Here is a 26,135-nt window from a genome sequence, read left to right as displayed (position 1 = left end):
CATGTCGTTGAAGCCTCATCGCAATTCCCCGCGGCCATGGTGCCGCCTGGCCGGCGTGGCACTGTTCGCGGCAAGCCTGCCGGCGTGGAGCCAGCCCGCCGCCAGCGCGGCCAGCGCAGCGCCTCCGGCCGCCGTACCGGCGACGACGGTGGCGGCGGCGCTGGCCACCGATCCGAACCTCATGGGCTGGATGCAGGGCTTTCCGCCGCCGCCGGACAAGCTCATCACCCATGTGCCGGGGGGCAACCGGTTTCCGCGCAACCGCTGGCTGTTTTCGCATGTGCGCGAACTGGGGCCGACTGCATCGGTATGGCGCGGACCCGGCCCGGCCAGCACGCTGCCGCGCGCTGAGCAGGCCATCGGCGCGATCCCGTTCACCGATGCCGACGGTACCCGCCGCACCTTCGACGAGATGCTGGCGCTGACCTATACCGACGGCATCCTGGTGATGCACCAGGGCAAGGTCATCTACGAGCGCTATTTCGGCGCGCTCGACAGCCATACGCCGCATATCGCGATGTCGGTGACCAAGTCGTTCGTCGGCACGCTCGCCGCCATGCTGGCGGCGGAAGGCAAGCTAGACCCGGCCGCGCCGGTGACGCGCTACCTGCCGGAGATGGCCGGTACCGCGTATGGCGATGCCACGGTGCGTCAGGTGATGGACATGACCATCGGCGTGCGCTACTCCGAGGACTATGCCGATCCCAGGGCCGAGGTCTGGGACTACGCGCGCGCCGGCGGCATGCTGGCGCGCCCGGCCAACTACAACGGCCCCGGCACCTTCTATGACTTCCTGAAGACGCTGCAGAAGGACGGCAGCCACGATGCCGCGTTTGCCTACAAGACCGTCAATGCCGAGGTGCTGGCGTGGATCGTGCGCCGCGCCTCGGGCCAGTCGCTGGCGAAGCTGCTGTCCGAGCGGATCTGGCAGCCGATGGGCGCCGAGCAGGACGCGTATTTCACCGTCGACAGCATCGGCACCGAATCCGGCGGCGGCGGGCTGAACACCACCCTGCGCGATCTCGCGCGCTTTGGCGAGACCATCCGCGCCAACGGGCGCTTCAACGGCAAGCAGATCATCCCGGCATCGGTGGTGGCCGATATCCGCCGCGGCGGCAGCCGCGAGCTGTTTGCCAGGTCCGGCAGCGCAGCGGTGTTGCCGGGCTGGAGCTACCGCGACATGTGGTGGGTCTCGCACGACAGCCACGGCATGTTCCAGGCCGCCGGCATCCACGGCCAGCGCATCTACATCGACCCGCAAGCCGAACTGACGATCGTGCGCTACGCCTCGCATCCGGTGGCCGGCAACGCCGCCAACAACGCGATCACGTTCCGGGCATTCAGCGCGGTGGCGGAAGCGCTGTCGCGGTAGGGCGGTGCGGCCAGGCGGGGCCGGATGCGGAATGTCCGTCCTGGCTGCGCCTTGCGTCACCGGCTTCGACCTTTTACCTGGGCTGGTTCACCGCCTGCCTGGCGAGCAATTGCCAGCCCGACGGCTGATGCAGCCACACCGACAATACTTGCAGATGCACGGTGGTGGGGGGCTTGCCAGCGGGATGGGTATCGGCGTCGAACGTATATCGGATGGTTGCGACCTCGCCGACCACGTCGATCTTTCGGTCTGTGAAGTCAATGCGTGTGAATTTCGAGGTGCCAGTGAGGAGCGCCTTCACGAGGCTGTCCTTGGTATCGACCTTGGCCGACGAGTGGCCGTAAGTCAGCTGCGCATGCAGCAAGGCGTCGAGCTGTGCCGGGTTGGGTGCGAGCATGGCGGCGTGAAGCCTTTCGTTGGCGGCGGCGAGCTCCTCTGAGGCGTCCAATGTCTGAGCGTACAGCGCTGGCGATGTCGCCACGACGAGGGCCGGCAGCAGCGTACTCAGGGTCCGGGAAAGCAGTGCGATCATGGTGTTTCCTCTTCGATTTTGCCTGTGCTGATCATTCCGCCTTGATGCCCTGCTCGCGGATAACCCTGGCATAGCGCGTGGTATCCCGTGCCATCACGGAGGCAAACGCCTCTGGCGTGCTGCCAGACGGCACCGCACCCTGATCGGCGAGTGTTTGCTTTACTTTCGGATCGGCCAATGCGGTGCGCACGTCCTGCGCAATCTTGCCGACGATCGCCGGCGACGTGCCGGCGGGTGCCAACAGGCCTATCCACGAGATCGAGTCGTAGCCGGGTAGCCCGGCTTCCGCCACGGTCGGCACGTCGGGCATGAGTGGCGCGCGCTTGTCGCTGGTCACGGCTACGGGCCTGAGCTTGCCGCCTTTGATGAGGCCCATGGTTTCGTAGAGCGTCGCAAAGGCATAGTTCACGTGCCCCGCCATCACGTCCGCCACGGCCGGGCCGCCCCCCTTGTAGGCCACGTGCAGCATGTCGACGCCGGCCTGCCGGGCAAAGACGGCGCCGGCAAGATGCATCGAGCTGCCGCTGCCGGAGCTGCCGTACGTGACCTTGCCCGGCTCGCGCTTGCCCGCCGCGATGGCCAGCGGCACGGTGTTGGCGGCATTACCGCTGGCGGTCACCATGACCAGTGGCAGTTCCGCCACCAGCGACACCGGGGCGAAGTCCTTGACGGCGTTGTAGGGGACCGTCTTGTACAGCGTAGGGTTGATCGAATGCGTACCGATGTTGCCCATCAGCAGGGTGTAGCCATCCGGCTTCGCCCGCGCCACGTAAGCGCTGCCGATCTGGCCCGCAGCGCCTGGCTTGTTCTCGACGATGACGGCGTGGCCCCACAGCTCGGCCAGGCGTTGCGCGATCAGCCGTGCGCCGGTGTCGGTGCCGCCGCCCGGGGGGAAGGGGACGACAATAGTGACGGGCCGCTCGGGATAAGCGCCGGCGTGCGCTGGCTGGGGGGCGATGGCAACGACAGCCGCCACGGCCAGCCAGCCTGGTGCAAGCAGTGAAAGGGAGTGAGCGAACGGAACGCGGTATGGCATGAGTGTCTCCGGGAAATTTCTGTGGCGCTCTTGACTGGCGCCGTTCGATGAAGCGATGGCCGTCGGCGAGGACGGGCGGGCCTATGCCAGCACTGTGTCCGGCGGGCGCTGACCGGACAGGCCGGCGCGGAGATTGGCCAGCACGATCTCGCCCATCGCGTCGCGGGTTTCCCACGTGGCGCTGGCGCGATGGGGCTGGACGACGACGTTGTCCATCTGCAGGAGGGCGGCGGGCACGGCGGGTTCATCGGCAAACACATCCAGCCCGGCGCCGGCGATACGACCGGATGCCAGCGCGCGCACCAGTTCCGGTTCGTCCACCAGCCTGCCGCGCGCCACATTGACAAGTACGCCGTGCTTGCCGAGCGCCTCGAGCACGGCGGCGTCCACCACCGGCTTTGCACCATCGGCGGACGCGGCCAGGACCAGGGCGTCGCAGTTGGCCGCCAGCGTGGCGATGTCCGGCATAAAGGCGTAAGGCACGTCGGTGAAGGCGCGCAGGTCGGTGTACGACACCGGGCAGTCGAAGGCCGCCGCGCGCGCGGCAATGGCCCGGCCCACACGGCCGAGGCCGACGATGCCGACACGTTTGCCGCTGAAGCGGTGAGCCAGCGGTAGCGGAGCCTTGCCCCACTGGCCGGCGCGCACATAGCGCTCGGCCTCCGTCAGGCGGCGGTACACGGCGATCAGCAAGCCGAGCGCCTGGTCGGCAACGTCGGCGGTCAGCACGTTGGGCGTGGTGGTCACGTGGATGCCGCGCTCGCGTGCATAAGGCAGGTCCACCGCATCGGTGCCGACGCCGGATACCGCGACGATCTTCAGGGCCGGCAGGCGGCGCATCTGGCCTTCCTTGAGGCCGAGCGAGCCGCCGGTGACGACCGCCTCGATGCGCGGGCCGATCTCGTCGAGCAACGCGTCTGGCGGGGTGGTGCCATACAGGCGGTGAATCTCGTAGTCGGCCTGCAGCCGGGTTTCCAGGCTGGGCACGACCGGCTGGGTCAGGAGAATGGCGCGTTTCACTGGCGAGCTGAGGTCGGGTTGGAATGGGCCGAGTATAGGAACGCGATCAATGCATGTCTAAGCTATAATTTGCAACGATCAATCCAAGAATTGGCATGATTCATGGTTCCCGATCTCAACCAGTTGCGCTGCTTCATCGCCGTGGGCGAAGAACTGCATTTCGGCCGTGCAGCCGCCAGGCTGTTCATGACCCAATCGCCGCTGAGCCGGCAGATCCGGCTGCTGGAGGAGACGCTCGGCGTGCGGCTGTTCGACCGCAATAGCCGCGCGGTGCGGCTTACCGCAGCCGGCGCGGCGCTGCTCGATGACGCCCGGCGCCTGCTCGCGCTGGCGGGACACGCGGTCGACACGGCGCGCCGGATCGACAAAGGCGTCAGCGGCAAGGTGCGGATAGGTTTTACCGCGGTGGCGGGCTACGATCTCGTGCCCAACCTCATCGCCAAGGCAGGCGAGGCGCTGCCGGAAATCGAGGCGACACTGCACGAAATGGTCACGGTCGCGCAGGTCAGTGCGCTGCAAGCCGGCGCCATCGACCTCGGCTTTATGCGGCCAATCGCTGACATGGACGCCGAACTGCAATGGCGCCTGGCCGTCAGCGAGCCGCTGCAACTGGCAATGCCGGCGGGGCACGCGCTGGCGCAGCGCGAGCAAATCGGAAGCAAAGATCTGGCGGGCTTGCCGTTCATCCAGTACTCCGCTACCGAGGGCAAGTATTTTCACGACCTCATCGGCTCGGTGCTGGCGGGCACGTCCCGGCCGCCGCGTGTCGTCCAGCAGATGAGCCAGACCCACAGCGTGATCGCACTGGTCCGCGCAGGCCTTGGCGTGGCGCTGGTGCCAGCGTCTGCGCGCCACCTTCACTTTCCGCATGTGCTGTTTCGCCCGATCTGGCGCGACGACGTGCGGGCCGAATTGCATCTGATCTGGCGAGAGGCGACACATAACCCGGCGTGTCGTGTTTTCGCGGACTTTGCGGCCGCATACCTGGAACGGCAGGCGCAACAGCCTGTTCCCGCTGCTCTTTGACAAACCGCTGGCAGCGGGTCGCAAACCGATTGCTATCTCCGCACTTTGCCACGCCTACGGGTTTGTCCCAGCCTCGCTCCGTAGCGCCTTGAATTTATTGAGCTAATCGACGCTGTCGCGCCATCCGGCGCGCGCTGCGCAGCGAAATCGGCTTGACCGGATTTCGCCGGCGACGATAATGCAAGCCACTGCAAACGTTTGCAAAGGAGGGCAGGTGGATACATACCTGGAACACGAGCAGCGCTCCCTGGACGGCGCGCTTTCACTGGTCGACGACGAGCAGTCGGTGACCCGCATCGTCGAGGCCGCGATGGCGGATACGCCCGATCCGCGCCTGCGCTTTGTCATGGGTGCGCTGGTCAGGCACCTGCATGCCTTCTTGCGGGAGGCGCGCCTGACCGATGCGGAATTCGAGTTGGCGCTCGAGTTCGTGGCCCGGCTGGGTCAGGCCACGCATGCCACGCACAACGAAGTCGTGCTGGCCGCGGACGTGCTCGGGCTGTCGACCCTGGTGACCGTGATGAACAACGGCACGCGGCACGGACGCACGCCCGGGGCGCTGCTGGGTCCGTTCTACCGCGCCAACGCGCCGCGCTATGCGTGCGGCGACTGCGTGGTGCAGGACAACGCGCCCGGCCTGCCGCTGTTCGTCAGCGGCACGGTGCGCGCTACCGACGGCACGCCGCTGCCGGGCGCACTGGTCGAAGTCTGGCAGGCTTCGCCGGTGGGGCTGTACGACAACCAGGATCCGGCCCAGCCCGACCGCAACCTGCGCGGCTGCTTCCATGCCGATGAAGGCGGTCACTACCATTTCCGCTCCGTGCGCCCGGCAGGCTATCCGGTGCCGACCGACGGCCCAGTGGGCACCCTGCTGGCCGCGCAGCGACGCCATCCGTACCGGCCGGCGCATATCCATTTCATCGTCGCGGCACCGGGCTACCGCACGCTGGTGACGCAGGTATTTGCCGACGAACCGGCCCAGCTGGAATCCGATGTCACCTTTGGCGTGCACCGGCAACTCGTCGGCCAGCTGCAGCGGCACGACCACGGGTACAGCCCGTGGGGCAGCGTGCCGGCGCCATTCTTTACGCTCGCGTTCGATTTCACCCTCGAGCCGGGCGAGCAGACCTTTCCCAAGCCGCCCATCGACTGAGCGGGGCTTTCGCCCCATCCCTGACTAATCACATCGAAACCAATGAGCGCCTCTTCTCTTTCCGGCAAGGTAGCCGTGATCCTCGGCGGCAGCGGTGGCATTGGCCTGGCGGCCGGCGAGACGCTGGCGCGCCTGGGCGCCAGCATCGTGCTGGCCGGCCGCGATGCCGACAAGGCGGCCAGCGCCGCGGCCGCGCTGCCGGCCGGCAACCACCTGGCCGCGGTGGCCGAGATCGGTGACAGCGCATCGCTGCGCAAGCTGGCCGACGAAACCAGTCATCACTACGGTCGCGTCGATATCCTGGTGAACAGCGCGGGCTTTACACGCGCCATTCCGCATGCCGACCTCGACGCGCTGGACGACGCCCTGATCGACGCGCTGTTCGCCATCAACTGGCGCGGCCAGTTCGCCGCGATCCGCGCCTTCGCGCCGTTGCTGCGCGCCAACGGCGACGGGCTGGTGGTCAATGTCGGCTCCATCGCGGGCCGCACCGGGCAGGGCAGCAACGTGGCCTACTGCGCGGCCAAGGCCGGCCTGGACGCCATGGCGATGTCGCTGGGACGCGCGCTGGCGCCGGCGATCCGCGTGCTCAATGTCTCTCCGGGCGTGGTCGACACCGGCTTCGTGCCGGGGCGCGATGACAGCTTCAACGAGCGCGCCGCCCGGACCACGCCGCTGCGCCGCATCGGCCAGGCGCAAGACGTGGCCGATGCCATCGCCGCCTGTGCCACTTCACTTCGCTTCGCCACCGGCACCACCATCGTCGTCGATGGCGGCCGCCAGCTGGGCTAGGCCGAGCCGAGCCAATCACGCAACTACTGACCACGCCATGCATGCACGCAAGACCATCATCACCTGCGCGGTGACCGGCAACATCGTTACCCCCGAACAGCATCCCGGCCTGCCCGTCACGCCGGCACAGATTGCCGATGCCGCGCTGGAGGCCGCCGAAGCGGGCGCCGCCGCCGCCCATATCCACGTGCGCGACCCGGAGACCGGACGCCCGTCGATGTCGCTCGACTATTACGCCGACGTCATCGACCGCATCCGCAAGCGCAACCGCGAGCTGATCATCAATCTCACCACCGGGCCGGGCGGACGCTTCGTGCCGAGCGAGGACGAGCCGCGCGTGGCCGCGCCCGGGACCACGCTGCTGCACCCGTCCAAGCGTGTCGAGCACATTGCCGCGTTGCGGCCGGACGTATGCTCGCTCGACCTGAACACCATGAATTCCGGCGCCGACGTGGTCATCAACACGCCCGCCAACGTGCGCAAGATGGCGGACATCATCCGCGGCGCCGGCGTGATGCCGGAGCTGGAGATCTTCGATTCGGGCGACCTCAACATGGCCCTCGACTTCATCCGCGAAGGGGTGCTGGACGGCCCCGGGCTCTGGACCTTCGTGCTGGGCGTCAAGTATGGCTTTGCACCGACGCCGGAGACGATCTTCTACGCCCGCAACATGCTGCCCGCGGGCGCGCACTGGTCCGCCTTTGGCATCGGCCGCGCGGAATTTCCGATTGTCGCGCAGGCGTGGCTCGCCGGCGGCCATGTGCGCGTCGGCCTGGAAGACAACATCTACCTGGAGAAGGGCGTGCTCGCGCCCGATAACGCCGCGCTGGTCGCCAAGGCGCGCGATATTGTGCGGTCGCTCGGCGGCGAGCTGGCCTCGCCGGCGCAGGCGCGCCGCACGCTGGGCCTGCGCGAGGCCTGAGGCAACGCCGCACTGGATTTCAACCAAACCGAAACCATCATGAACGTCATTCGAGTCAACCAGAAAGCCAACGATATCGAGACCCTGCAGCTCGAACTGCAAGGCATGCCGCGTCCGCAAGCCGCGGCTGACCAGTGCATCATCGAAGTCGTCAGTGCGGGGGTCAACCCCAGCGACGTCAAAGCCACGCTGGGCCTGATGCCGCACGCGGTCTGGCCGCGCACGCCTGGCCGCGACTATGCCGGCCTGGTGGTCGATGGCCCGTCGCAACTGCTGGGGCTGCAGGTGTGGGGCAGCGGCGGCGAGCTGGGCATTCGCCGCGACGGCACCCATGGCAAGTACCTGCGCATCGACGCGGCCTCGGTGCGCGCCAAGCCGGAATCGGTATCGCTGCTGGAAGCGGGCGCGGTGGGCGTGCCGTTCATCACGGCCTATGAAGGACTGCGCCGCGCGGGCATGCCGCAGGCCGGCAGCACCGTGCTGGTGTGCGGCGGCAATGGCAAGGTCGGGCAGGCCACCATCCAGATCGCCACGGCACTGGGCGCGCGTGTCTTTGCCGTGGAGCGGACGGCCCAGCCTTACCGCGGCCATGCGAGCGGCACGGTCCGCATGATCGATGCCAGCCGCGAGCCGATTGCCGAGGTCGTGCGCGAAGAGACCGGCGGGCACGGCGCGGACATCGTCTACAACACCGTCGGCAGTCCGTACTTCGAGCAGGCCAACCGCAGCATGGCAATCGGCGCCACGCAGATCTTCATCTCGACCATCGAGAAGCCGGTGCCGTTCGACATCTTCGCCTTCTATCGCGGCCAGCACACCTATGTGGGCGTGGACACGCTGGCGCTCGACAGCAACGCCTGCGCGCGCATCCTGGACCAGCTGGCGCCGATGTTCGCCAGCGGCAAGCTGCGGCCGTTCCCGGTACTGCCCGATTACACCTATTCGCTGGCGCAGGCCAGGGAGGCCTACCGTGCCGTGCTGGAGGGCGCGGCGGAACGCGTGGTGCTCCAGCCATGAACGTTACCCGGTTCGCCCAGGCGCCGGCGTACTTTCCGGCGAATCATGAGGGCATGCATTGCCTGCGCCTGCAAGGCCATGAAGCGGGGCCCGCGGCGTCCCTGTGGCTCGGCGTCTCGGTGCTGCTGCCGGGCGGGCATACCGCGCTGGATGCCTCGGCGGTGGAAAAGCACTACGTCGTGCTGGAAGGCGAGGTCTGCATCCGCACGTCGGAACAAGCGGCGCTGCTGGGACAGTTCGATTCGGTCCGGCTTGCACCCGGGGAAGCGCGCCAGGTATCGAATCCGGGCAATCGGCCCGCAATGCTGCTGCTGGCGATGCCGTTCCCGGCCACCTGATTTTTTGACGCTGTTTTGCAAACGATTGCAAAACCTCGGCGATCGCTTGCCAGACGACAACCACAACAAGCAAAGGGAGACACCCATGACAATCGCCCCCATGCGCGGAAGGGCCTGGCTGCTGGCCGCCAGCGCCGCGGCCGGCTGGGCCGGGCAGGCCGGCGCCCAGTCCACCGTGACCCTGTACGGGCGTCTTAACACGGCACTGGAATATGCCCGGGCCAGCACGGCCACCGACGGGACGCATCTCGGCGGCACTGGCCGCCTGACCAATAACCGCTCTGTGTTCGGCATGCGCGGAGAAGAAGGACTGGGCGGCAGCCTGAAGGCCATCTGGCAGATCGAGAGCAATCTGTCGCTGGATAACGGCCAGGGCCAGATCGCCGGCCGCAATTCGCGCATCGGGCTGCAGGGCAAGGCCGGCACCCTGTTCATGGGCCACTGGCAGACGCCCTATACCGAGGCGACCGCGGGCTATGACCCGTATTACCCCACCACCGCCGGTTACATGGCGCTGATCGGCAACGGGTCGGCGTCGAGCACCGACAACGTGCAGGACACCAGCGCCTTCGACCGCCGCCAGAAGAACATCATTGTCTATAAGACCCCCTCGCTGGCGGGGTTCAGCGGTGCCGCGGCCTGGGGTGTCAACGAGGAGAAGATCAGCGTGCCGCGCAATCCGGCGCTGTACTCCTTTTCCGCGGCCTATGACAACGGTCCGCTCAACGTGGTGCTGGCATACGAACTCCACCAGCACTACCAGACCGCCGGCCGCAATGACGATGCGATCAAGGCGGGTGTGTCCTACAAGTTTCCCAGCACGACCGTCGCGCTGCTCTATGAACGGCTGCACTACCGCACCGCCACCGGCGACCTGACGCGTAACGGCTACTACGCGTCGCTGGTGCAGAAGCTGGGCCCGGGCAGCGTGCGCGTGGGCGTGGCGCTGGCCGGCAATGGCGCAGGCAGCGCCACGGAGACGGTGGGCTTTTTCCGCAGCGGCGCGGAGACAGGCGCCACGCAGGTGACGGTGGGCTACGACTATCCGCTGTCCAAACGCACCGCGCTGTACGCCTACTACAGCCGCATCCATAACAAGCGCAATGCGATCTACGACTTTGCCATCAATGAACTGGGTGTCAGCGCCGGCGCCGACCCACAGACCTTTGCCCTGGGCATGCGCCATTTCTTCTGAGGCGTGCCGCTTCGACCCGATCCGGTAGTGAGGAGACAGACCATGATTCGATCCATCCGAGGCGCCGTGGTGGCGCTGAGCTCGTCCTTGATGCTTGCCGCCGCGCCCGCCGCGTTGGCCCAGGCGCCGTACCCCGCCAAGCCGATCCGCCTGGTGGTGCCGTTTTCGGCGGGCAGCGCCACCGACATCCTGGCGCGCATCATCGGCACCAAGATGAGCGAAGGCGGTACCTACCAGGTGATCGTCGACAACCGCCCGGGCGCCGGCGGCACGCTCGGCGCGACCGGCGTCGCCAAGGCGGCGCCGGATGGCTACACGCTGATCCTGGTGTCGGTGGGCCATGCGATCAACGCCACGCTGTATCCCAAACTGGCTTACGACACGGTCAAGGACTTCGCGCCGGTGTCGCTGGTGGCGACGGTGCCCAACGTGCTGGTGGTCAGCGCCGGCAGCAAATACAAATCGGTGCACGACCTGGTGACGGCTGCCAGGGCGGCGCCGGGGAAGCTGAATTTCGATTCGGCCGGCTCCGGCAGCTCCACGCATCTCAGCGGCGAGATGTTCAGGATGCAGGCCGGCATCGACATCGTCCATATCCCGTACAAGGGCACGGGCGAGGCGCTGACCGACGTCATGGCCGGCCGCGGCGACATGATGTTCGCCCCGACGGTGTCGGCCATGCCGTTCGTGCGGCAGGGCAAGCTGCGCGCGCTGGCGGTCACCACGGCCAGGCGCAGCAGTTCGCTGCCCGATATTCCGACCGTGGCAGAGTCCGGCTTGCCGGGCTACGCCTTCGACTCGTGGTTTGGCATCCTGGCGCCGGCCGGCACGCCGAAGGAGATCATCGATACCCTCAACGCCGAGATCGGCAGGGCGCTGGCGGCGCCCGACGTGCGCGATCGGCTGGCGGCGCAGGGCGCAGAGCCGAAGCGATCGTCACCGCAGGAATTCGCCTCGTATATCCAGGCAGAGATCGGCAAGCTTGCGCCGGTCATCCGCCAATCCGGGGCGCTTGCGGGGCAGTAGCGCCGCGCGGAGCGGGGCGTCGGGAGACGGATTGCGCGCTGGCTTAAAATGGCGTACTTCCATCCTTCCCGGCCCTCACCCTACATGCCCGAGCGCAAGCGCCTCACCCTCAAAGACCTGGCTGCCGAGATCGACGTGCATTATTCGACCGTGTCGCGGGTGATGAACCCGGCGACGCGGCATCTCGTGGCAGAAGACGTGGCGGCGCGCGTGCTGGCCGTTGCCGAGGCGCGCGGCTTTTCCCCCAACCGCATTGCCGCCGGCCTGCGCACCCAGCGCTCCGGGCTGATCGGCGTGGTGCTGCCCGATATTGCCAACCCCGTGTTTCCGCCGATCCTGGCCGGGATCGAGGTGGTGCTGGCGCAGCAGGGCTATGTGCCGATCGTGGTCAACGCGGGCAGCGACAAGCGCCGGCAGCGGTTCGTGATCGACCAGCTGCTCGGGCGGCAGGTCGAAGGGCTGGTGCTGGCCACCGCGGAACGCGAGGATCCGTTGCTCGAGTATTGCCTGGCACGGCACGTCCCCGTGGTGACGGTCAACCGCGGCGAAGGGTCGGGCAGCGTGTCCTCGGTCGTGAGCGACAGCGTGCGGGCCATGCAGCTGACCGTCGATCACCTGATGGAGCTCGGTCATCGCCGCATCGGGCATATCGCCGGGCCGGCATCGCTGTCAACCGGCTACCTGCGCCGCGAGGGCTTTATCCAGGCCGTCAGGCGCCATCGCCTGCGTCGTGCGGACTGGCACGTGGTCGAGGCATCCAGCTATTCCCGCAATGCGGGCCGGGTCGCCTGCGCGCAGCTGATGACCGTGTTTCCCGCGCTGACCGCGATTGCGGCGGCCAATGACCTGGTCGCGATGGGCTGCTACGACTACCTGCGCGAGCAGGGCCTGCGTTGCCCCGACGACATCTCGGTCATCGGCCACAACGACATGCCCTTCGTCGATGCACTGACGCCGCCGCTGACGACGATCCGGATCGCCGTGCACGAGATGGGCGAGGAGGCGGCGCGCCTTCTGCTCAGGAAGATCAGCAAGCCGGCCTCCGATCCGGTCACCGTGCAATTGCAGCCCCACCTCATCGTGCGGGGTTCCACGGCGGCGCCGCGCAAGGCGTGAAGCGTCGCCCCATTTTGGGCACTTCTCATTGCACAACTTCTCAACGGCTGCTCAGTGGCTCTTGCCGACCCTGAGCAGACACCTGATTCCCCACGCCAGCGCCACGAAGCAGTCATCCACGCAACGACCGAGCAATCGTATTGAGCCAATCTGGGTAAGCGTCGTTTTCAGCATGGTAGACCATCGCTGCGACTCTGCTCCTAGCCGACACGCGCCGTCCCCGAGTGAAGCAGGACTGGTTGCGACAAGGCGCGTCTGCAGTCACGAACCGTTTTTCGCGTGGGGCGGCACTGACTACACCTCTCGGGGCTATGTACGCGACCGGTCAGCCATGGCTCGCACGCTGCTTTCTACAATACTCCACGCCTAAATTGCTCCTCGCCACGGGGTGATTTCAGTTTGCTGCGCGCCGGGTGAAAGCCTGATCACGCTGCCTCTGGTAAAGCCGCGGGTGGCCCCCTTTTGGACCCAGTACGGGGCTCGAGGAAATTGTTGTCGCGTGACGGCACGAGAATTGCGTTCCCGAGCCCCATCATTCGGTTTGCCTTCGCGATGACGTCATCTCTCCAGACGTTTTTTGGTGTCAAGCGAAGCCACAACGCCTTCTCTTCCAACCGAGAATCCTATGTCCACGTCCAACAGCAAGTCCCGTGCATCGTCAACGGGTGTGTTCGCTACTTTGGCCAGCGTCGCTGCAGCGGCTGGCACCGCCGCGTGGGTGCATCACCGCGCGCGCCAGGCAGAGCGTGACCATCCACCGCAGGGAAGCTTGCTCACGGTCGACGGGGTGCAATTGCATTACATCGACGAAGGCGAAGGTCCAGCTGTGGTGCTCCTTCACGGCAATGCAGTGCTGCTTCAGGACTATGTCGCCAGTGGATTGCTAAGATCTTTATCCAAGCGGCACCGGGTCATCCTGTTCGACCGCCCCGGCTTTGGGCATAGCCAACGCCCGCCGGACCGTCGGTGGACACCCCGGGCGCAGGCGGCTTTGTTGCGAAAGGCCTTGGCACAGCTGGGGGTCGAGCGTCCCCTGGTAGTAGGGCATTCACTGGGCACACTGGTGGCGCTTGGCATGGCGCTTGAATCCACAGTGGACGTGCGCGGCCTAGTGCTGATTTCCGGCTACTACTATCCATCCGCAAGGGTGGACGTCCTGCTGACTTCGCCTGCAGCCATCCCTGTGGTAGGTGACGCGCTCCGCTATACCGTGGCGCCCCTGGCCGGACGACTGCTTCTGAAGCGCGCGTTGCGGCAAATGTTCGCCCCGGCGCAGACCCCCCCGATCTTTTTTGACTTGATTTCCCGCGAGATGCTGCTGCGACCGTCGCAGATCAATGCTGCGGCGGAGGATGCGGCATTCATGATCCCAGCCGTTTCAGAATTCCGCGAACTGTATGCCGGACTGCAAGTTCCCGTGACGCTGGTGGCGGGAGCGGGGGATAAAATCGTCGACGCAGCCTCGCATTCGACCGCACTGCATCGTGAATTGCCAAATAGTACGCTGGTGCTCGTTCCCGGCGTGGGCCACATGGTCCACTATGCGGCGACGGAGGATATCGCGCGGACAGTGGAACGAATGACGGGCGCGTCAGGTGCACCGTTCATCCAATCTGTTCAATGAAGTGAGGGCAAGGGAGCTATCGCCGTCCCACGGGCGATGGCATAACGGCCATCGAACGCCGCAGAGCAAAATCTGCCACAGAACGGCACGCCGCAGTGGCTCCACCGGGCCTACAACCGTACGCGGGGCTTCAATTTTCCGCTTGAGGCCTGATGGGCTTCGACCTGTGCGGCAAGACCGTGGCCGTGATCGGCACCGGCAAGATCGGGCGCGTGTTTGCGAAAATCATGGTCGGGTTCGGTTGAGCCAATTCGTTCCGGATCTTTGCCCATGGGCTTGCCAATAGCCTCGTCCGTTCGCGGCAGCGCCGTCAGCATCTAGCGCTCTCGCAGGCGATGCACCAGGCGGTCGCCACTTGCCTGCACGACCGTGACCAGCGCAATCAGGATCACGATGACGACCGCCATCACCGTGGTATCGAAACGTTGGTAGCCGTACCGGATCGCCAGGTCGCCAAGCCCGCCCGCGCCGACCGCGCCGGCCATGGCTGAGGCGCCAATCAGCGAAACCACGGTGATGGTAAAGCCGCCGACGATGCCGGGCAGCGCTTCCGGCAGCAGCACGTGCAGCAGGATATGCCGGCGCCGGCAGCCCATGGCCTGTGCGGCCTCGACCAGGCCAGCATCGACCTGGCGCAGGCTGATTTCGGCAATGCGTGCAAAGAACGGGGTGGCGCTGACCGCCAGCGGCACCACCGCGGCCCAGACGCCGATGGTCGCACCCACGACCAGCCGCGTGAACGGCAGCAGCGCCACCAGCAGCACGATGAACGGCGTGGCGCGGAAGCTGTTGACCACGCTGCCGAGCACGCGATGCAGGCGCGGCGCGGGCCGCATGCCACCGGGCGCGGTGACCACGAGCACCAGCGCGAGCGGCACACCCGCCAGCACCGCAATGGCGGCCGATGCGCCGACCATCGTCAGCGTATCGAGGAATCCTTGCCAGAGGCGTTCAATAAGAATCGGCGACATAGCCCAGTGTTTTCACGTATGGGGAAAGGGGAGAGCGCAGCGAATCCGGATCCGTGCCGGTGCCTGCCAGCGACCACAGCAGGCGGCCTTGCGTGTGGCCCTGGATGCGGTCCAGGCTGCCGTGCAGCAGCTGTGCGTCCGTGCCGAGTCCGGCGGCCAGGCTGGCGAGGTCCGGCGCGTGCTCGCCGCTGCCTGCATAGTGCAGTTCGGCGATGCGCCGGTGCGGCCCCGCCGGCGGCTCGGGCAGCAGCTGCGCGGCGATGTCTTGCGGCAGTCCCGGTGTCAGCGGTGCCAGCAGCGCCTGCGTCGCCGCGTGCCGCGGCTGGCCGAATACCTGCCATACGGGCCCGGCTTCGGCAATGGCGCCGTGCTCCAGGACCAGCACCTGGTCGCAGATTTCGCGGATCACGCGCATCTCGTGCGTGATCAGCACGATGGTGAGCCCGAGGCGCTGGTTGATGTCGCGCAGCAACTGCAGGATCGATTGCGTGGTTTCAGGATCCAGCGCGGACGTGGCTTCGTCGCACAGCAGGATCTCGGGGTGGTGTACGAGCGCGCGCGCGATGCCGACACGCTGCTTCTGTCCGCCCGACAGGCGGCCGGGATAGGTATCGTGCTTGCCTTCGAGGCCAACCAGGGCGAGCACCTCGTCCACGCGCCGCCCAATGGCGTCGCGCGGCACGCCGGCTACCTTCAGCGGCAGCGCCACGTTTTCGCGTACCGTCTTCGCCGAAAGCAGGTTGAAATGCTGGAAGATCATGCCGATACGGCGGCGCAGTGCCACGAGGCCGTTTTCGTCGAGCGTCGCAATATCCTGCCCGTCGACCAGCACGCGTCCATCCGTCGGCGCCTCGAGCCGGTTGATCGTGCGCAGCAGCGTGGATTTTCCGGCGCCGCTGCGCCCGATGATGCCGAAGATGCCGCCGGGCGGTATGTCGAGATCGATGTCGCTGAGGGCCTGGACGATACCGGCACCGCTCGCATAACGCTTGCTCACGCGTTCGAAGCGAACCGCGCCGGTCGCAGTCCGCGCATGGCCGCCACGCGTGGCGGCGGCGTCGGAGCGTGTCGCCGCGGGCAGGAACCCGCGGCGCAGCAATGCAGTGGTCATGCTCATGGCCGTTCCCTGTGTGTCACGGCTGCGCCTTGAGCCACGGCAGGCTGTACAGCTTGTCGTTGTTGGCATAGGACGTGCCCAGCTGCTTGCGCACCGCCGGCGAGTCCTGGTAGATCTTCACGAAGCGCGCCACGCGCGGATCGGCGGCATTGTCCTCGCGCGTGACGAAGCGGATCGCGAAATACGTATCGTCGATGCCCGAGTACAGCAACCCGGCACCGGCCACCTGGGCCTTGCCGGCGTTGACGAAGTGCGCGGGGTAGCCCTGCGCCAGGTCTACGTCGTCCAGCGCGCGTACCAGTTGCGGTCCCTCGATCTCGATCAGCTTGAGCTTCTTCGGATTGGCGACGATGTCGTTGACGCTGCCTTTCGCGCCCACGCCGTCGCGCAGCTTGACGAGGCCAGCCTTCTGCAGCAGCAGCAGGCCGCGGCCCTGGTTGACCGGATCGCTTGCCACGCCGACGCGTGCGCCTTCCTTCAGCTCGTCGAAGCGCTTCACGTGGCTCGAATACAGGCCGATGTTCGGCAGCACGCCGAGCGCCACGCTGCGGAACTTGTAGCCGCGTTCCTTGACGGCGTTGTCGAGGAAAGCCTGGTGCTGGAAGTAGTTCACGTCGAGATCGCCGGACGACAGCGCGACATTGGGCGTGGTCCAGTCCGTGAACTCGACGACCTTCACGTCGAGGCCCTGCTTGCGCGCTTCGGCGGCCGCTACTTCGACGGAGTCGGCGAGTGCGCCAGGTGTGACGCCGATGCGCAACGGCGCGGCATGGACGGCCGGCAGCAGCGCCAGCGAAGCAAACAGGGCGGCAACGGCGGCCGGCAGGAGGCGGGAGATCTTCATGATGTCAGTGGTGAAATGCGGACAAGGTAGGGATGCGTCATGCGTGACGGAATGCGTCGGCCGCGTGGCGCGCCGGCAGCCGGTCGCCTTCGGCGAACAGCTTGTGCCGCAGCGTGCCGTCGGCATACGCGGTCTTGTAGCGGCCGCGCTCCTGCAGTGCGGGGACGACGAGGTCGACGAAATCCTCGTAGCTCTCCGGTACCACGGTGCGGCTCAGGTTGAAGCCATCGATGCCGGTCTCGTCGACCCATTCGGCGAGCGTGTCGGCCACCTGCGAAGGGTCGCCGACGATGGCCGGGTAGCGCCCGCCCAGCTCGAACAGGTCCAGCAGCTTGCGGCGCGTCCAGCCATGCTGGGCGGCGGTCTTCGTTGCCGATTCGATGGCGTTGCCGCCTTCATAGTTCACGGGGTCGTCGAGCCCGTAGCGCGCGAAGTCCACGCCGGTGCTGGCCGCGAAATGGGCGAGTCCGGCCTCGCGGCTCGCATAGTCGCGATACTCGGCATGCCTGGCGCGCGCCTCGGCCTCGGTGCGGCCCGTGACCACGGCTGCGCCCATGAAGACCTTGACGTCGTCCGGACGGCGCCCGGCTGCCACCAGCTGCTCGCGCAGCGCGGACACCGTCTTGCGCGCCGCTTCCTTGCTCGGCGGGGAAATGAATACGCATTCGGCGTGCCGCGCGGCAAAGCGCTGGCCACGGCCCGAGCTGCCGGCCTGGAACAGCACAGGCGTGCGCTGCGGCGAGGGTTCCGACAGGTGATAGCCGTCCACCTTGTAGTAGCGCCCGCTGTGGCTGACCTTGCGCACCTTCGATGGATCGGCGAACACGCGCGCGGCCTTGTCGCGCAGCACGGCGTCGTTCTGCCAGCTGCCTTCCCAGAGCTTGTAGAGCACGTCGAGAAACTCGTCGGCGCGGTCGTAGCGCTCGTCGTGGGCGAGCTGTCCTTCGAGGCCCATGGCGCGCGCCGCGCTGTCGAGGTAGCCGGTCACGATGTTCCAGCCGACACGTCCCCGCGTCAGATGGTCCAGCGTGGAAAACCGGCGCGCCAGCAGGTACGGCTGCTCATAGCTCAGGTTCACCGTGACCCCGAAGCCGAGGTGCCTGGTGGCCGCGGCCATGGCGGGGACGAGGAGCAGCGGGTCGTTGACCGGAAGCTGGATCGATTCCTGCAGCGTGACATCGACGTTGCCACGGTACACGTCATAGACGCCGACGATGTCGGCGATGAACAATCCGTCGAACAGGCCGCGCTCGAGCGTGCGCGCCTGGTCCACCCAGTATTCCAGCGTGTTGTACTCGGCCGAGCGGTCGCGCGGGTGCGTCCACAGCCCGTGGTTGATATGCCCCACGCAGTTCATGTTGAACGCGTTGAGCAGGATCTGCTTGCGCGGTCCATGGTTCGCCATCAGATCGCTCCATGCCGCGGCGGCAGCTTGTCATTGAGATGGAAGTTGCCGACCGCGTGGTATTTCCAGCGAACCGGATCGTGCAACGTATGCGTGCGCGCGTTGCGCCAGAAGCGGTCCAGACCCTGGTTGTCGAGCGTGGCGGAGGTGCCGCCCAGCTCGAACAGCCGCGTGCCGGCAAGCAGCGAGGCGGTCGTCGTCAGCGCACGCGCCGCAGCAACGGCCAGCGACGCCTGCGCGACGGTTTGCTCGCCGGGCAGCCGCTGCGCGGCATCGGTGGCACGGCCGGCGCGGCGCACGAGTGCTTCGGCGGCGCGCAGCCGTACCTGGACCTCGCCAAGCTGGTGCAGCGTCAGCGGGTCGTCCGCCGCGCGTGCCACGCCGGCATCGATCCACGGCCGTGCGTGCTCGCGCAGGAACGGCAGCGTGGCTGCCAGCGCGCCGCGGCCGATGCCGAGGTCGATCGCCGCATGCAGCAACTGGGCAAAGGGACCGATGGTCGTGGGCCGCTCGAACGAGGCGAGGAACGGCACCACCCAGTCGGCCTCGACGCGGACGTTCTCGAACGTCACCGAGCCGCTGCCGGTGACGCGCTGGCCAAAGCCGTCCCAGTCATCCGTGATGCCGACACCGTCGGCCGTGCGCGGCACGAACGCGAGCCACGTGACTTCGCGTCCGGCTTCCTCAGCCACCACGAGCGTGGGAATCCAGTGCGCGTACAGCGCGCCGGTGCAATAGAACTTCTTGCCGTCGATGCGGAAGCCGTCGCCGTCTGGCGTCAGCCGCGTGCGGCGGCGGAAGTCCTTGTGGCCGATCTCCGCCAGCGCATTGCCGAAGCGCTCGCCGGCCAGTGCGCGCGCATAGAAGAATGCCTGCTGCGCCGGCGTGCCGCCAACACGCAGCACCTCCAGCGCATAGAAGTGGTTCTGCGGAATCTGCCCGAGCGAGCCATCCGCTGCGGCGATGATGGCGATGACCTCCGCCAGCGTGGTGTTGGACACGCCCGCGCCACCGTATTCGTGCGGCACGGTGATGCCCCACAGGCCGCTGGCGCTGAAGGTTTCCAGTTCATCCCAGGGCAGGCGCCGTTCGCGGTCGCGCCGGGCCGCTCCGGGCGCAAAGTGGGCGGCGAGCCGCCGCGCGATGGCGATCGCTTCGGCGTCGTCGCGGACAAGATGCGGAACCACGGCAGGCGCGGGCGCTGGCTGCGCCCGTCCATCGGGGGGCGGCGGATTGAAGAGCAACGACATATCAGTTCCAGGAGTGCCGCTTGGGCAGCGCGTTGTTCAGGTAGTAGTTGCCGATCAGATGCAGCTTCCAGCGCACCGGATCGTGCAGCGTGTGCGTGCGCGCATTGCGCCAGTGGCGGTCGAGGTTGTGCCCGGCGCGGGTGGCGGAAGAGCCGGCCAGTTCGAACAGCTTCTCGCTGGCCTGCAGCGCTGCTTCGGTGGTCAGCACCTTGGCCTCGGCCACGGCGACCGAAGCCTGTGCGCTGCCTGCCTCGGTGACCGGCTGCTCCGCGATGGCATCGAGCGTCAGCGCGGCTTCGCGCAGCACTTCGCGCGCGGCGTCGAGTTCGATCGCCAGGCGGCCAACGTCGCCGATCAGGTGCGGATCCTCGCTCGCTCGCGCGACGCCTGCATCGATCCACGGACGCGCGTGCTGGCGCACGAACCCGATGGCATCGTCGAACGCGGCCTGTGCGATGCCGAGATCGATCGCGGCCTGGATCAGTTGCGAGTTCGCGCCGTAGAGGCCGGGCCGGTCAGCCAGTTGCCACACGGGGATCACGTCGTCCCCGGCGACTGCGACGTGGTCGAACACCACCGTGCCGCTCGCCGTCGTGCGCTGGCCGAACGACGACCAGTCGTCGACCACGGTCAGGCCGGCGGCATGGCGCGGCACCCAGACCTGGACCGCGCGGCCCTCATCGTCAAGGGCACGCGTTGGCACGCGGTGCGCGAACAGCGCGCCGGTGGAGTAAAAGCGTGTGCCGCTCAGGCGCAGCCCATGCGCCGTGCGACGCAGGCGCGTGGTGCCGTCGAGGATGGTCTGGCTATCAGCGGAGCGCCGCTCGGGCCCGGCGTTGCCGAGGCGTTGCCCAGCCAGCACCTCGGCGTAGAAGCGGCGCTTCTGGGCCTCGGTTCCCGCTTCGCGCAGCACGCCAAGCAGGCCGAAATGGTTCTGCGGAATCTGGCCCAGCGATGCATCGGCGGCGCTCAGGATCGCAAATACCTCGGCCAGCGTTGCATGGGAGACGCCGGCGCCGCCGTAGGCTTTGGGCACGGTGATGGCTCCCAGTCCGCTTTCGGACCAGCGCTCGAGTTCATCCCACGGCAGGATGCGTTCACGATCGCGCACCGAAGCGCCTGCACGGAATGTCTCGGCGAGCGCGCGTGCCGCGTCGATGGCTTCTGCGTCGTCGCGGATGCGCCGCACGCTTGCGGGATCGGGCAGGGCGGGTTCACGCCCGGCAGCGGCGGGCTGCCTGGCTGCGTAGATATCGGAGAGATCGGTCATGACAGGTCGTGAGGATGCGTCGCACCGGGCATGGCGGTGGTGTCTCGCATCGAAAAGGGCTGACGATTGATTGGAGCATGCGCGTCCACGGCTTTCCCACGAATATTTCCGAGGATGCTTAGAAGCGTGGCTGCGGTGACGGTGAGGTGGTTGATGGCGTAGAACCCACCAATGTTTGCCCCCCTCTGCGCCAAGCGGGAGGGAGCAAACATTGGGCGCGCGCTTTGTCAGGCAGCCCGCGTACCGACCGACCAGTAATACGTCGGCGCCGTGCCGTTGATCGCATGGTCGCCGACGATTCTTGCCTTGTAGATGGCCGGGTTGTGCGAGGCCAGTGTGCGTGCGTTGCGCCAGTGGCGGTCGAGCTGGTGCGCGGCGTCGAGCGCGGAGGCTCCGCCGACGTCGAACAGCCGGCCGGCCGCGCCGAGGACCAGGTCGAGCATGCCGACCTGGGCGCGCGACGCATCGAGTTCGACGTCCTGCAGCAGGGCATCCGGCACCGCTTCGCCGCGCTGGCGCAGCGCATCCACCTGGTCGAGTTTCGCGGCAACGGCACCGACCGTTGCCTGGGTCACGAAGGCGACGCCCGACAACTGGCCGACCACCTGCTGCACGAGCGGATCCTCCGCCGCCGTCGGCGCGCTGCCATTGCTGTACACGCGTTTGCGCCGCCGCACGAACGCGGCAGCGTCGCGTTCGATGGCGCGCGCGATGCCGGCAAGCGTGGCCAGGTGTACGAGCTGGAAGCACGCGGTGACCGTGGTCGGGTCCGTGCGCGAGAACGACAGCACGTGCTCGTCGGATACGGCAACGTCCAGGAAACGCGTCGTGCCCGATGCGCTCAGGCGTTGGCCGAAGCCATGCCAGTCGTCGAGCCGGTCGACGCCTGCCGCATCGGCCCGTACCAGCACATAGGCCGGGCTGCCGTCATCGGTGCGGGTGGCCGACACGGCGATCCAGTCCGCATACAACGTGCCGGTGCTGTAGTACTTCTCTCCGTCGAGGCGCCAGCCTCCGGTGCCGTCCGGCGCGAGCGTGGTGCGGTACCGGCCCAGCTGGCCTTCGCCGCGCTCCATCGCGGCGTTGCCGAAGATGGCGCCCTGCGCCGCGAGCCGGAGCCACGGCGCGCGCCGTGACGGCGCGATTTCGGCATGCAGCCGTTCGATAAAGCCGAAGTGCGCGCGCAGGATCTGCGGCAGGTTGGAGTCGGCCGCGCCCAGCTCGATCAGCAGCGCATACAGCTGCGACGCGGAAGCACCCAGGCCGCCATGCTCGCGCGGCACGCGCAATGCACCGAAGCCGGCGTCGCGCAGCAGTGCAACCGCGTCGTGGGCCAGTGTGCGCGTGCGTTCGCGTTCGAGTGCGCCGGCCGCGATCTGTGCGAACACCGGCCGAAAGCGCTCGGCGAGCGATGAGAACGCCGGTGCCGCGTGGGCGGAAGGTGAAGCAGGAAGAGGGTGTGGCATGGGGCGAATGATTCAGCGCTTACGCGGCCTTCAATGCAACCCGACGGTGCGCCGCGAACAACGGCGCTGCGCGGTCGGCCGCGAGCCGGATACGCTCGCGCAGCGCGGGGCTTTGCACCGTGTAGTTCTCGAAATCCGAAGGCGTTGCATAAACGCCAATAGGCAGCGTCAGTGCCTGCAGGAAGCCGAACAGCGGCCGTAACTGGTGCTCGAGCACCAGTGCATGGCGGTCGCTGCCGCCAGTGGCGGCGAGCAGCACGGGCTTGTCGGCGAGCGCTTCCTGGCCGATCAGGTCGAACAGGTGCTTGAAGTGGCCCGGATACGCGCCGCGATAGACCGGCGACGCGGCGATGACGAGGTCGGCCGATTCGATTGCCTGCAGTTGCGCTTCGATCGCGGTCGGCAGTTCGGTGCGCCACAGCGCGCCGCCGAGCGGGCGCGCAATATCCGCCAGGTTGATGACATGAGCGTCGACATGCAGTCGCGCGTCGAGCTCGGCAATCAGTGCCTCGACCAGCGCAAGCGTGCGCGAGGGTTGCTGGGTACTGCCGTTGACGGCAACGATCTTCAGGGGCTTGGACATGTTTGGCTTTCGGAGAGCGTGATGGCGTTGGTGTTGTCGAGGGCTGCAACGGTATGGTCTTCCTGCTGCGCAGCCTGGAGGGTGCCAAGACGATACTGCTGCGCGGCCGCCGTGCGAACGACGCGTTCGTTCTATCCATAGGCGATCCGTGCGCATAAGGGCATGCGCAATCGTTCGTTCCGGGCGGACAGGGGTGTCTCTATAGTTGGTCACCCTTGCAGACATCGGCCCATCTTGCCGGCCAACACCATCATGAAGAACCCGTTCCGGCCATCGCGGCCCTCGCAACTATTCCGGCCGTTCGCGTTCCTGGCGCCCGTCGTGCTGTCGCTGCCGCTGCTGGGCGGCCTGCTGGCGGCACCGGCCAAGGCCGCTGCGCCAGCACAGGCCGCGGAAGCGCCGCGGGCGGGCGGCACGCTCACGACCATCATCCAGCCCGAGCCGGTGATCCTGACCTCGGCGCTCAATTCAGCCGCGCCGACCGGCTTCTTCAGCGCGAACGTCTTCGATGGCCTGATCGAGTATGACAACGACTTCAAGCTCAAGCCGGCGCTGGCGCAGCGCTGGGACATCTCGAAGGATTCGAAGACGCTCACGTTCCACCTGCGGCCGAACGTGAAGTGGCATGACGGCAAGCCGTTCACGTCGGCCGACGTGAAGTGGACGCTCGAGAACGTGTGGAAGAAGCTGCATCCGCGCAACCAGATCCTGTTCGGCAAGGTCACGCGCGTCGATACGCCCGATGCGCTGACCGTCGTACTGCATTTCTCCGAGCCGTCGCTGGCGGTGCTCAGCTCGCTGAACAGCAACGGCGCGCAGGTGCTGCCCAAGCACCTGTACGAAGGCACGGACATCCTCAACAACCCGTACAACAACAAGCCGGTGGGAACGGGGCCTTTTGTCTTCAAGGAATGGAGCAAGGGCAACTACATCGTGCTGGAGCGCAATCCCGACTACTGGGACAAGGGCAAGCCGTACCTCGACAAGATCGTCTTCAAGGTGATCCCCGATGCCAGCGCGCGCGCCGCGGCGCTGGAGAAGGGCGAAGTCCAGTACGCGCCGTTCAACCCGGTGCCGCTGAAGGATGCGCAGCGCCTGTCGCAACTGCCTTCGCTGAAACTGGAGACGCGCGGCTACGAATGGCTGTCGCCGTGGCTGTTCATGGATGTCAACATTGACCGTCCGTACTTCAAGGACGTGCGCGTGCGCCAGGCACTGGCCCATGCGATCGACCTGAACACGCTGAACAAGGTGGTGTGGTTCGGCTTTGGCAAGCCCGCGGTGAGCCCGGTGGTCTCGACGCTGGGGCAGTTCTTCAACCCCAACGTGCCGAAGTATCCGTATGACCCGGCCAGGGCCGAAGCCCTGCTCGACGCTGCCGGCCTGAAGCGCGGTGCTGACGGCAACCGCCTGAAGATCCAGATCGACTACCTGCCGTATGGCGACGACTACAAGCGCAGCGCGGAGTACATCAAGCAGGCGCTCAAGCGCGTGGGTGTCGACGTGACCGTGCGCACGCAGGACACACCCACCTATACCAGGCGTGTCTACGGCGATCGCGACTTCGACCTCGCGGTGGTCTGGTTCGCGGGCTTTGCCGATCCGCTGGTTGGCGTGACGCGCGCCTATCGTAGCGACACGGTCGGCAAGAATATCCCGTGGTCGAACGGCTCGGGCTATCGCGGCGACGAAGCGAACCGGCTGATCGACCAGGCGCAGGGCTCGCCAAGCCAGGCCGAGCGCGTCGAGCTGTTCCGCAAGTTCCAGTCCGTGGTGCAGACCGACCTGCCGTCGATCCCGCTGCTCGAGCTGCGCTTCTTCACGGTGCAGTCGTCGAACCTGCGCGATACGGTCAGCGGCGTGGACCAGGTCTATGCCTCGCTCAAGCGCGCCTGGCTGGCGCCGGCGGGCACGGCCGTGGCCACGGCCACCACGCCCGCTGCCGCTGCGGCGCAGGCCGCGCGCTGACGACGGGCGATGACCATGCCCACGACCCAGCGCGGCACGCCCGGACGCAAGCCGGCATGGCTGGCACGCGTGCCATGGCGGACGGCCTGGCGCAGGCTGCTGCAGCTAGCCGGCATCGTCGCCGGCATGGCCGTGGTCAATTTCTTCCTGCTGCGGCTCGCGCCCGGCGACGCCGCGCAGGTGCTGGCGGGGGAGGCGGGTGCGGCCACGCCAGAGTACCTGGCGGCGCTGCGCGCGCAGTTCGGACTTGACCAGCCCTTGTGGGTGCAGCTCGGCAAGTATCTGTGGCACCTGGCGCAGCTCGATCTCGGCTTTTCGTTCCGGCAGGGCATGCCGGTGCTGGACCTGATCCTGCAGCGCCTGCCCGCCACGCTGCTGCTGATGGGCGCAAGCATTGCGTTCGCGGTGGTGATCGGCGCGGGCCTGGGCGTGCTGGCGGCGGCGCGCGCCGGACGCGCGCTCGACACGCTGGTCTCCTCCGTGGCGCTGCTGTGCTTTGCCACCCCGCTGTTCTGGGTCGGCCTGATGCTGGTTCTGGTGTTCTCGGTCCGCCTCGACTGGCTGCCGGTGGGCGGCATGTTCACCGTGGAAGCCGGGCTCACGGGCCGGGCGTATGCGGCTGACGTGGCGCGGCACCTGGTGTTGCCGGCCGCCACACTGGGCCTGTTCTATATGGCCGTGTATGTGCGGCTGATGCGCGCCAGCATGATCGAGGTGCGGCGGCAGGATTTCGTGCGCACGGCCGTGGCCAAGGGCGCGCCCGCCGGCCGCGTGCTGACGCTTCATGTCCTGCGCAATGCGCTGCTGCCGCTGGTGACCATGGTCGGCGTGCAGGCCAGTTCCGTGATCGGCGGCGCGGTGCTCGTGGAGACGGTGTTCTCGTGGCCCGGACTCGGCCGGATGGCGTTCGAGGCGCTGTACCAGCGCGACTACAACCTGCTGCTCGGCATCCTGCTGTGCAGCGCCGTGGTGGTGGTGCTGGTCAACTGGGTCGTCGACGCTGTCTACGCGCGGGTGGACCCGCGCATCCGGCTGGCCTGACGCGGCCCCGGCGTTTGCAGGAGTATTCGCTTGTCTTTGCCTTCTTCCTCC

Annotated in this window: 24 protein-coding genes and 1 pseudogene; 14 read left to right on the top strand and 11 right to left on the bottom strand. The window is 67.2% G+C overall.

What is annotated here, in order from left to right:
- Window position 1: 1 nt before the first annotated feature.
- Window positions 2–1,372 carry a serine hydrolase domain-containing protein gene (locus U9J39_RS16265; RefSeq protein ID WP_326347527.1) on the top strand — a complete coding sequence of 457 codons (1,371 nt, stop codon included), beginning with the start codon at window positions 2–4 and terminating at the stop codon, window positions 1,370–1,372.
- 73 nt (window positions 1,373–1,445) lie between these two features.
- On the opposite strand, the gene U9J39_RS16260 is transcribed toward U9J39_RS16265, so the two are convergent.
- From U9J39_RS16260 to U9J39_RS16250, 3 genes are all read right to left on the bottom strand, one after another.
- Window positions 1,446–1,904 carry a nuclear transport factor 2 family protein gene (locus U9J39_RS16260; protein ID WP_326347526.1) on the bottom strand — a complete coding sequence of 153 codons (459 nt, stop codon included), beginning with the start codon at window positions 1,902–1,904 and terminating at the stop codon, window positions 1,446–1,448.
- Between the two features lie 31 nt (window positions 1,905–1,935).
- Window positions 1,936–2,940, bottom strand: a complete 1,005-nt coding sequence (locus U9J39_RS16255; RefSeq protein WP_116314534.1) for a Bug family tripartite tricarboxylate transporter substrate binding protein — start codon at window positions 2,938–2,940, stop codon at window positions 1,936–1,938.
- Between the two features lie 81 nt (window positions 2,941–3,021).
- The gene (locus U9J39_RS16250) at window positions 3,022–3,960 is read right to left on the bottom strand and encodes a 2-hydroxyacid dehydrogenase (RefSeq protein ID WP_326347525.1); all 939 of its coding nucleotides are present in this window, start codon (window positions 3,958–3,960) and stop codon (window positions 3,022–3,024) included.
- Window positions 3,961–4,062: 102 nt separating this feature from the next.
- On the opposite strand from U9J39_RS16250, the gene U9J39_RS16245 reads away from it, so the two are divergent.
- The 11 genes and pseudogenes from U9J39_RS16245 to U9J39_RS16195 all read left to right on the top strand — a co-directional run.
- Window positions 4,063–4,986 carry a LysR family transcriptional regulator gene (locus U9J39_RS16245; protein ID WP_116314532.1) on the top strand — a complete coding sequence of 308 codons (924 nt, stop codon included), beginning with the start codon at window positions 4,063–4,065 and terminating at the stop codon, window positions 4,984–4,986.
- A 214-nt stretch (window positions 4,987–5,200) separates the two neighbouring features.
- Window positions 5,201–6,139: a dioxygenase family protein gene (locus U9J39_RS16240; protein WP_442784899.1), complete on the top strand. Its 939-nt coding sequence runs from the start codon at window positions 5,201–5,203 to the stop codon at window positions 6,137–6,139.
- A gap of 42 nt (window positions 6,140–6,181) precedes the next feature.
- Window positions 6,182–6,931: an SDR family NAD(P)-dependent oxidoreductase gene (locus tag U9J39_RS16235; protein WP_115713105.1), complete on the top strand. Its 750-nt coding sequence runs from the start codon at window positions 6,182–6,184 to the stop codon at window positions 6,929–6,931.
- A gap of 37 nt (window positions 6,932–6,968) precedes the next feature.
- Window positions 6,969–7,853 carry a 3-keto-5-aminohexanoate cleavage protein gene (locus U9J39_RS16230; RefSeq protein ID WP_115713106.1) on the top strand — a complete coding sequence of 295 codons (885 nt, stop codon included), beginning with the start codon at window positions 6,969–6,971 and terminating at the stop codon, window positions 7,851–7,853.
- A gap of 39 nt (window positions 7,854–7,892) precedes the next feature.
- Window positions 7,893–8,870, top strand: coding sequence for a quinone oxidoreductase family protein (locus U9J39_RS16225; protein ID WP_115713107.1), 978 nt, complete (start codon window positions 7,893–7,895; stop codon window positions 8,868–8,870).
- Window positions 8,867–9,208 carry a cupin domain-containing protein gene (locus tag U9J39_RS16220; RefSeq protein WP_115682623.1) on the top strand — a complete coding sequence of 114 codons (342 nt, stop codon included), beginning with the start codon at window positions 8,867–8,869 and terminating at the stop codon, window positions 9,206–9,208. Before U9J39_RS16225 ends, U9J39_RS16220 begins: the two co-directional genes overlap by 4 nt.
- Window positions 9,209–9,308: 100 nt before the next feature.
- Window positions 9,309–10,403 (top strand): porin, encoded by a 1,095-nt coding sequence (locus U9J39_RS16215; protein ID WP_115713108.1) that lies wholly within the window; start codon window positions 9,309–9,311, stop codon window positions 10,401–10,403.
- Window positions 10,404–10,445: 42 nt separating this feature from the next.
- A complete protein-coding gene (locus U9J39_RS16210) occupies window positions 10,446–11,429 on the top strand; it encodes a tripartite tricarboxylate transporter substrate binding protein (protein WP_115713109.1) in 984 nt (327 codons plus the stop codon).
- An 84-nt stretch (window positions 11,430–11,513) separates the two neighbouring features.
- Complete coding sequence (locus U9J39_RS16205; RefSeq protein WP_115713110.1) at window positions 11,514–12,545, top strand: LacI family DNA-binding transcriptional regulator; 1,032 nt, start codon at window positions 11,514–11,516, stop codon at window positions 12,543–12,545.
- A 625-nt stretch (window positions 12,546–13,170) separates the two neighbouring features.
- A complete protein-coding gene (locus U9J39_RS16200) occupies window positions 13,171–14,169 on the top strand; it encodes an alpha/beta fold hydrolase (protein ID WP_326347524.1) in 999 nt (332 codons plus the stop codon).
- 99 nt (window positions 14,170–14,268) lie between these two features.
- Window positions 14,269–14,411 (top strand): annotated as a pseudogene (locus tag U9J39_RS16195) (NAD(P)-dependent oxidoreductase); the annotation flags it as partial.
- A 75-nt stretch (window positions 14,412–14,486) separates the two neighbouring features.
- Here the strand turns inward: U9J39_RS16195 and U9J39_RS16190 are convergent.
- The 8 genes from U9J39_RS16190 to msuE all read right to left on the bottom strand — a co-directional run bounded on the left by U9J39_RS16190 (window position 14,487) and on the right by msuE (window position 23,075).
- Window positions 14,487–15,140, bottom strand: a complete 654-nt coding sequence (locus tag U9J39_RS16190; protein ID WP_115682615.1) for a methionine ABC transporter permease — start codon at window positions 15,138–15,140, stop codon at window positions 14,487–14,489.
- A complete protein-coding gene (locus U9J39_RS16185) occupies window positions 15,121–16,257 on the bottom strand; it encodes a methionine ABC transporter ATP-binding protein (protein WP_326347523.1) in 1,137 nt (378 codons plus the stop codon). The genes U9J39_RS16190 and U9J39_RS16185 overlap by 20 nt, the downstream gene beginning before the upstream one ends.
- A 16-nt stretch (window positions 16,258–16,273) precedes the next feature.
- Window positions 16,274–17,101, bottom strand: a complete 828-nt coding sequence (locus tag U9J39_RS16180; protein WP_326347522.1) for a MetQ/NlpA family ABC transporter substrate-binding protein — start codon at window positions 17,099–17,101, stop codon at window positions 16,274–16,276.
- A 37-nt stretch (window positions 17,102–17,138) separates the two neighbouring features.
- Window positions 17,139–18,506 carry an LLM class flavin-dependent oxidoreductase gene (locus U9J39_RS16175; RefSeq protein ID WP_326347521.1) on the bottom strand — a complete coding sequence of 456 codons (1,368 nt, stop codon included), beginning with the start codon at window positions 18,504–18,506 and terminating at the stop codon, window positions 17,139–17,141.
- Window positions 18,506–19,756 carry an SfnB family sulfur acquisition oxidoreductase gene (locus tag U9J39_RS16170; RefSeq protein ID WP_326347520.1) on the bottom strand — a complete coding sequence of 417 codons (1,251 nt, stop codon included), beginning with the start codon at window positions 19,754–19,756 and terminating at the stop codon, window positions 18,506–18,508. The genes U9J39_RS16175 and U9J39_RS16170 overlap by 1 nt, the downstream gene beginning before the upstream one ends.
- 1 nt (window position 19,757) lies before the next feature.
- Window positions 19,758–21,026, bottom strand: a complete 1,269-nt coding sequence (locus U9J39_RS16165) for an SfnB family sulfur acquisition oxidoreductase (protein ID WP_326347519.1) — start codon at window positions 21,024–21,026, stop codon at window positions 19,758–19,760.
- Window positions 21,027–21,253: 227 nt separating this feature from the next.
- Entirely contained in the window at window positions 21,254–22,492 is a 1,239-nt protein-coding gene (locus U9J39_RS16160; protein ID WP_326347518.1) for an acyl-CoA dehydrogenase family protein, read from the bottom strand.
- Window positions 22,493–22,511: 19 nt separating this feature from the next.
- Complete coding sequence (msuE, locus tag U9J39_RS16155; RefSeq protein ID WP_115713122.1) at window positions 22,512–23,075, bottom strand: FMN reductase; 564 nt, start codon at window positions 23,073–23,075, stop codon at window positions 22,512–22,514.
- A gap of 252 nt (window positions 23,076–23,327) precedes the next feature.
- Between msuE and U9J39_RS16150 the strand changes: the two genes are divergently transcribed.
- Both U9J39_RS16150 and U9J39_RS16145 read left to right on the top strand, forming a co-directional pair.
- Window positions 23,328–25,043, top strand: a complete 1,716-nt coding sequence (locus U9J39_RS16150) for an ABC transporter substrate-binding protein (RefSeq protein ID WP_326347517.1) — start codon at window positions 23,328–23,330, stop codon at window positions 25,041–25,043.
- A gap of 9 nt (window positions 25,044–25,052) precedes the next feature.
- Complete coding sequence (locus U9J39_RS16145; RefSeq protein WP_326347516.1) at window positions 25,053–26,084, top strand: ABC transporter permease; 1,032 nt, start codon at window positions 25,053–25,055, stop codon at window positions 26,082–26,084.
- The last annotated feature ends 51 nt before the right edge of the window (window positions 26,085–26,135 follow it).

Source organism: Cupriavidus sp. SS-3 (genome assembly GCF_035818815.1).
Taxonomy (GTDB): domain Bacteria; phylum Pseudomonadota; class Gammaproteobacteria; order Burkholderiales; family Burkholderiaceae; genus Cupriavidus; species Cupriavidus taiwanensis_C.
Note: the sequence above shows the minus strand (reverse complement) of the source record. Positions and strands in the feature narration are given on the sequence as shown.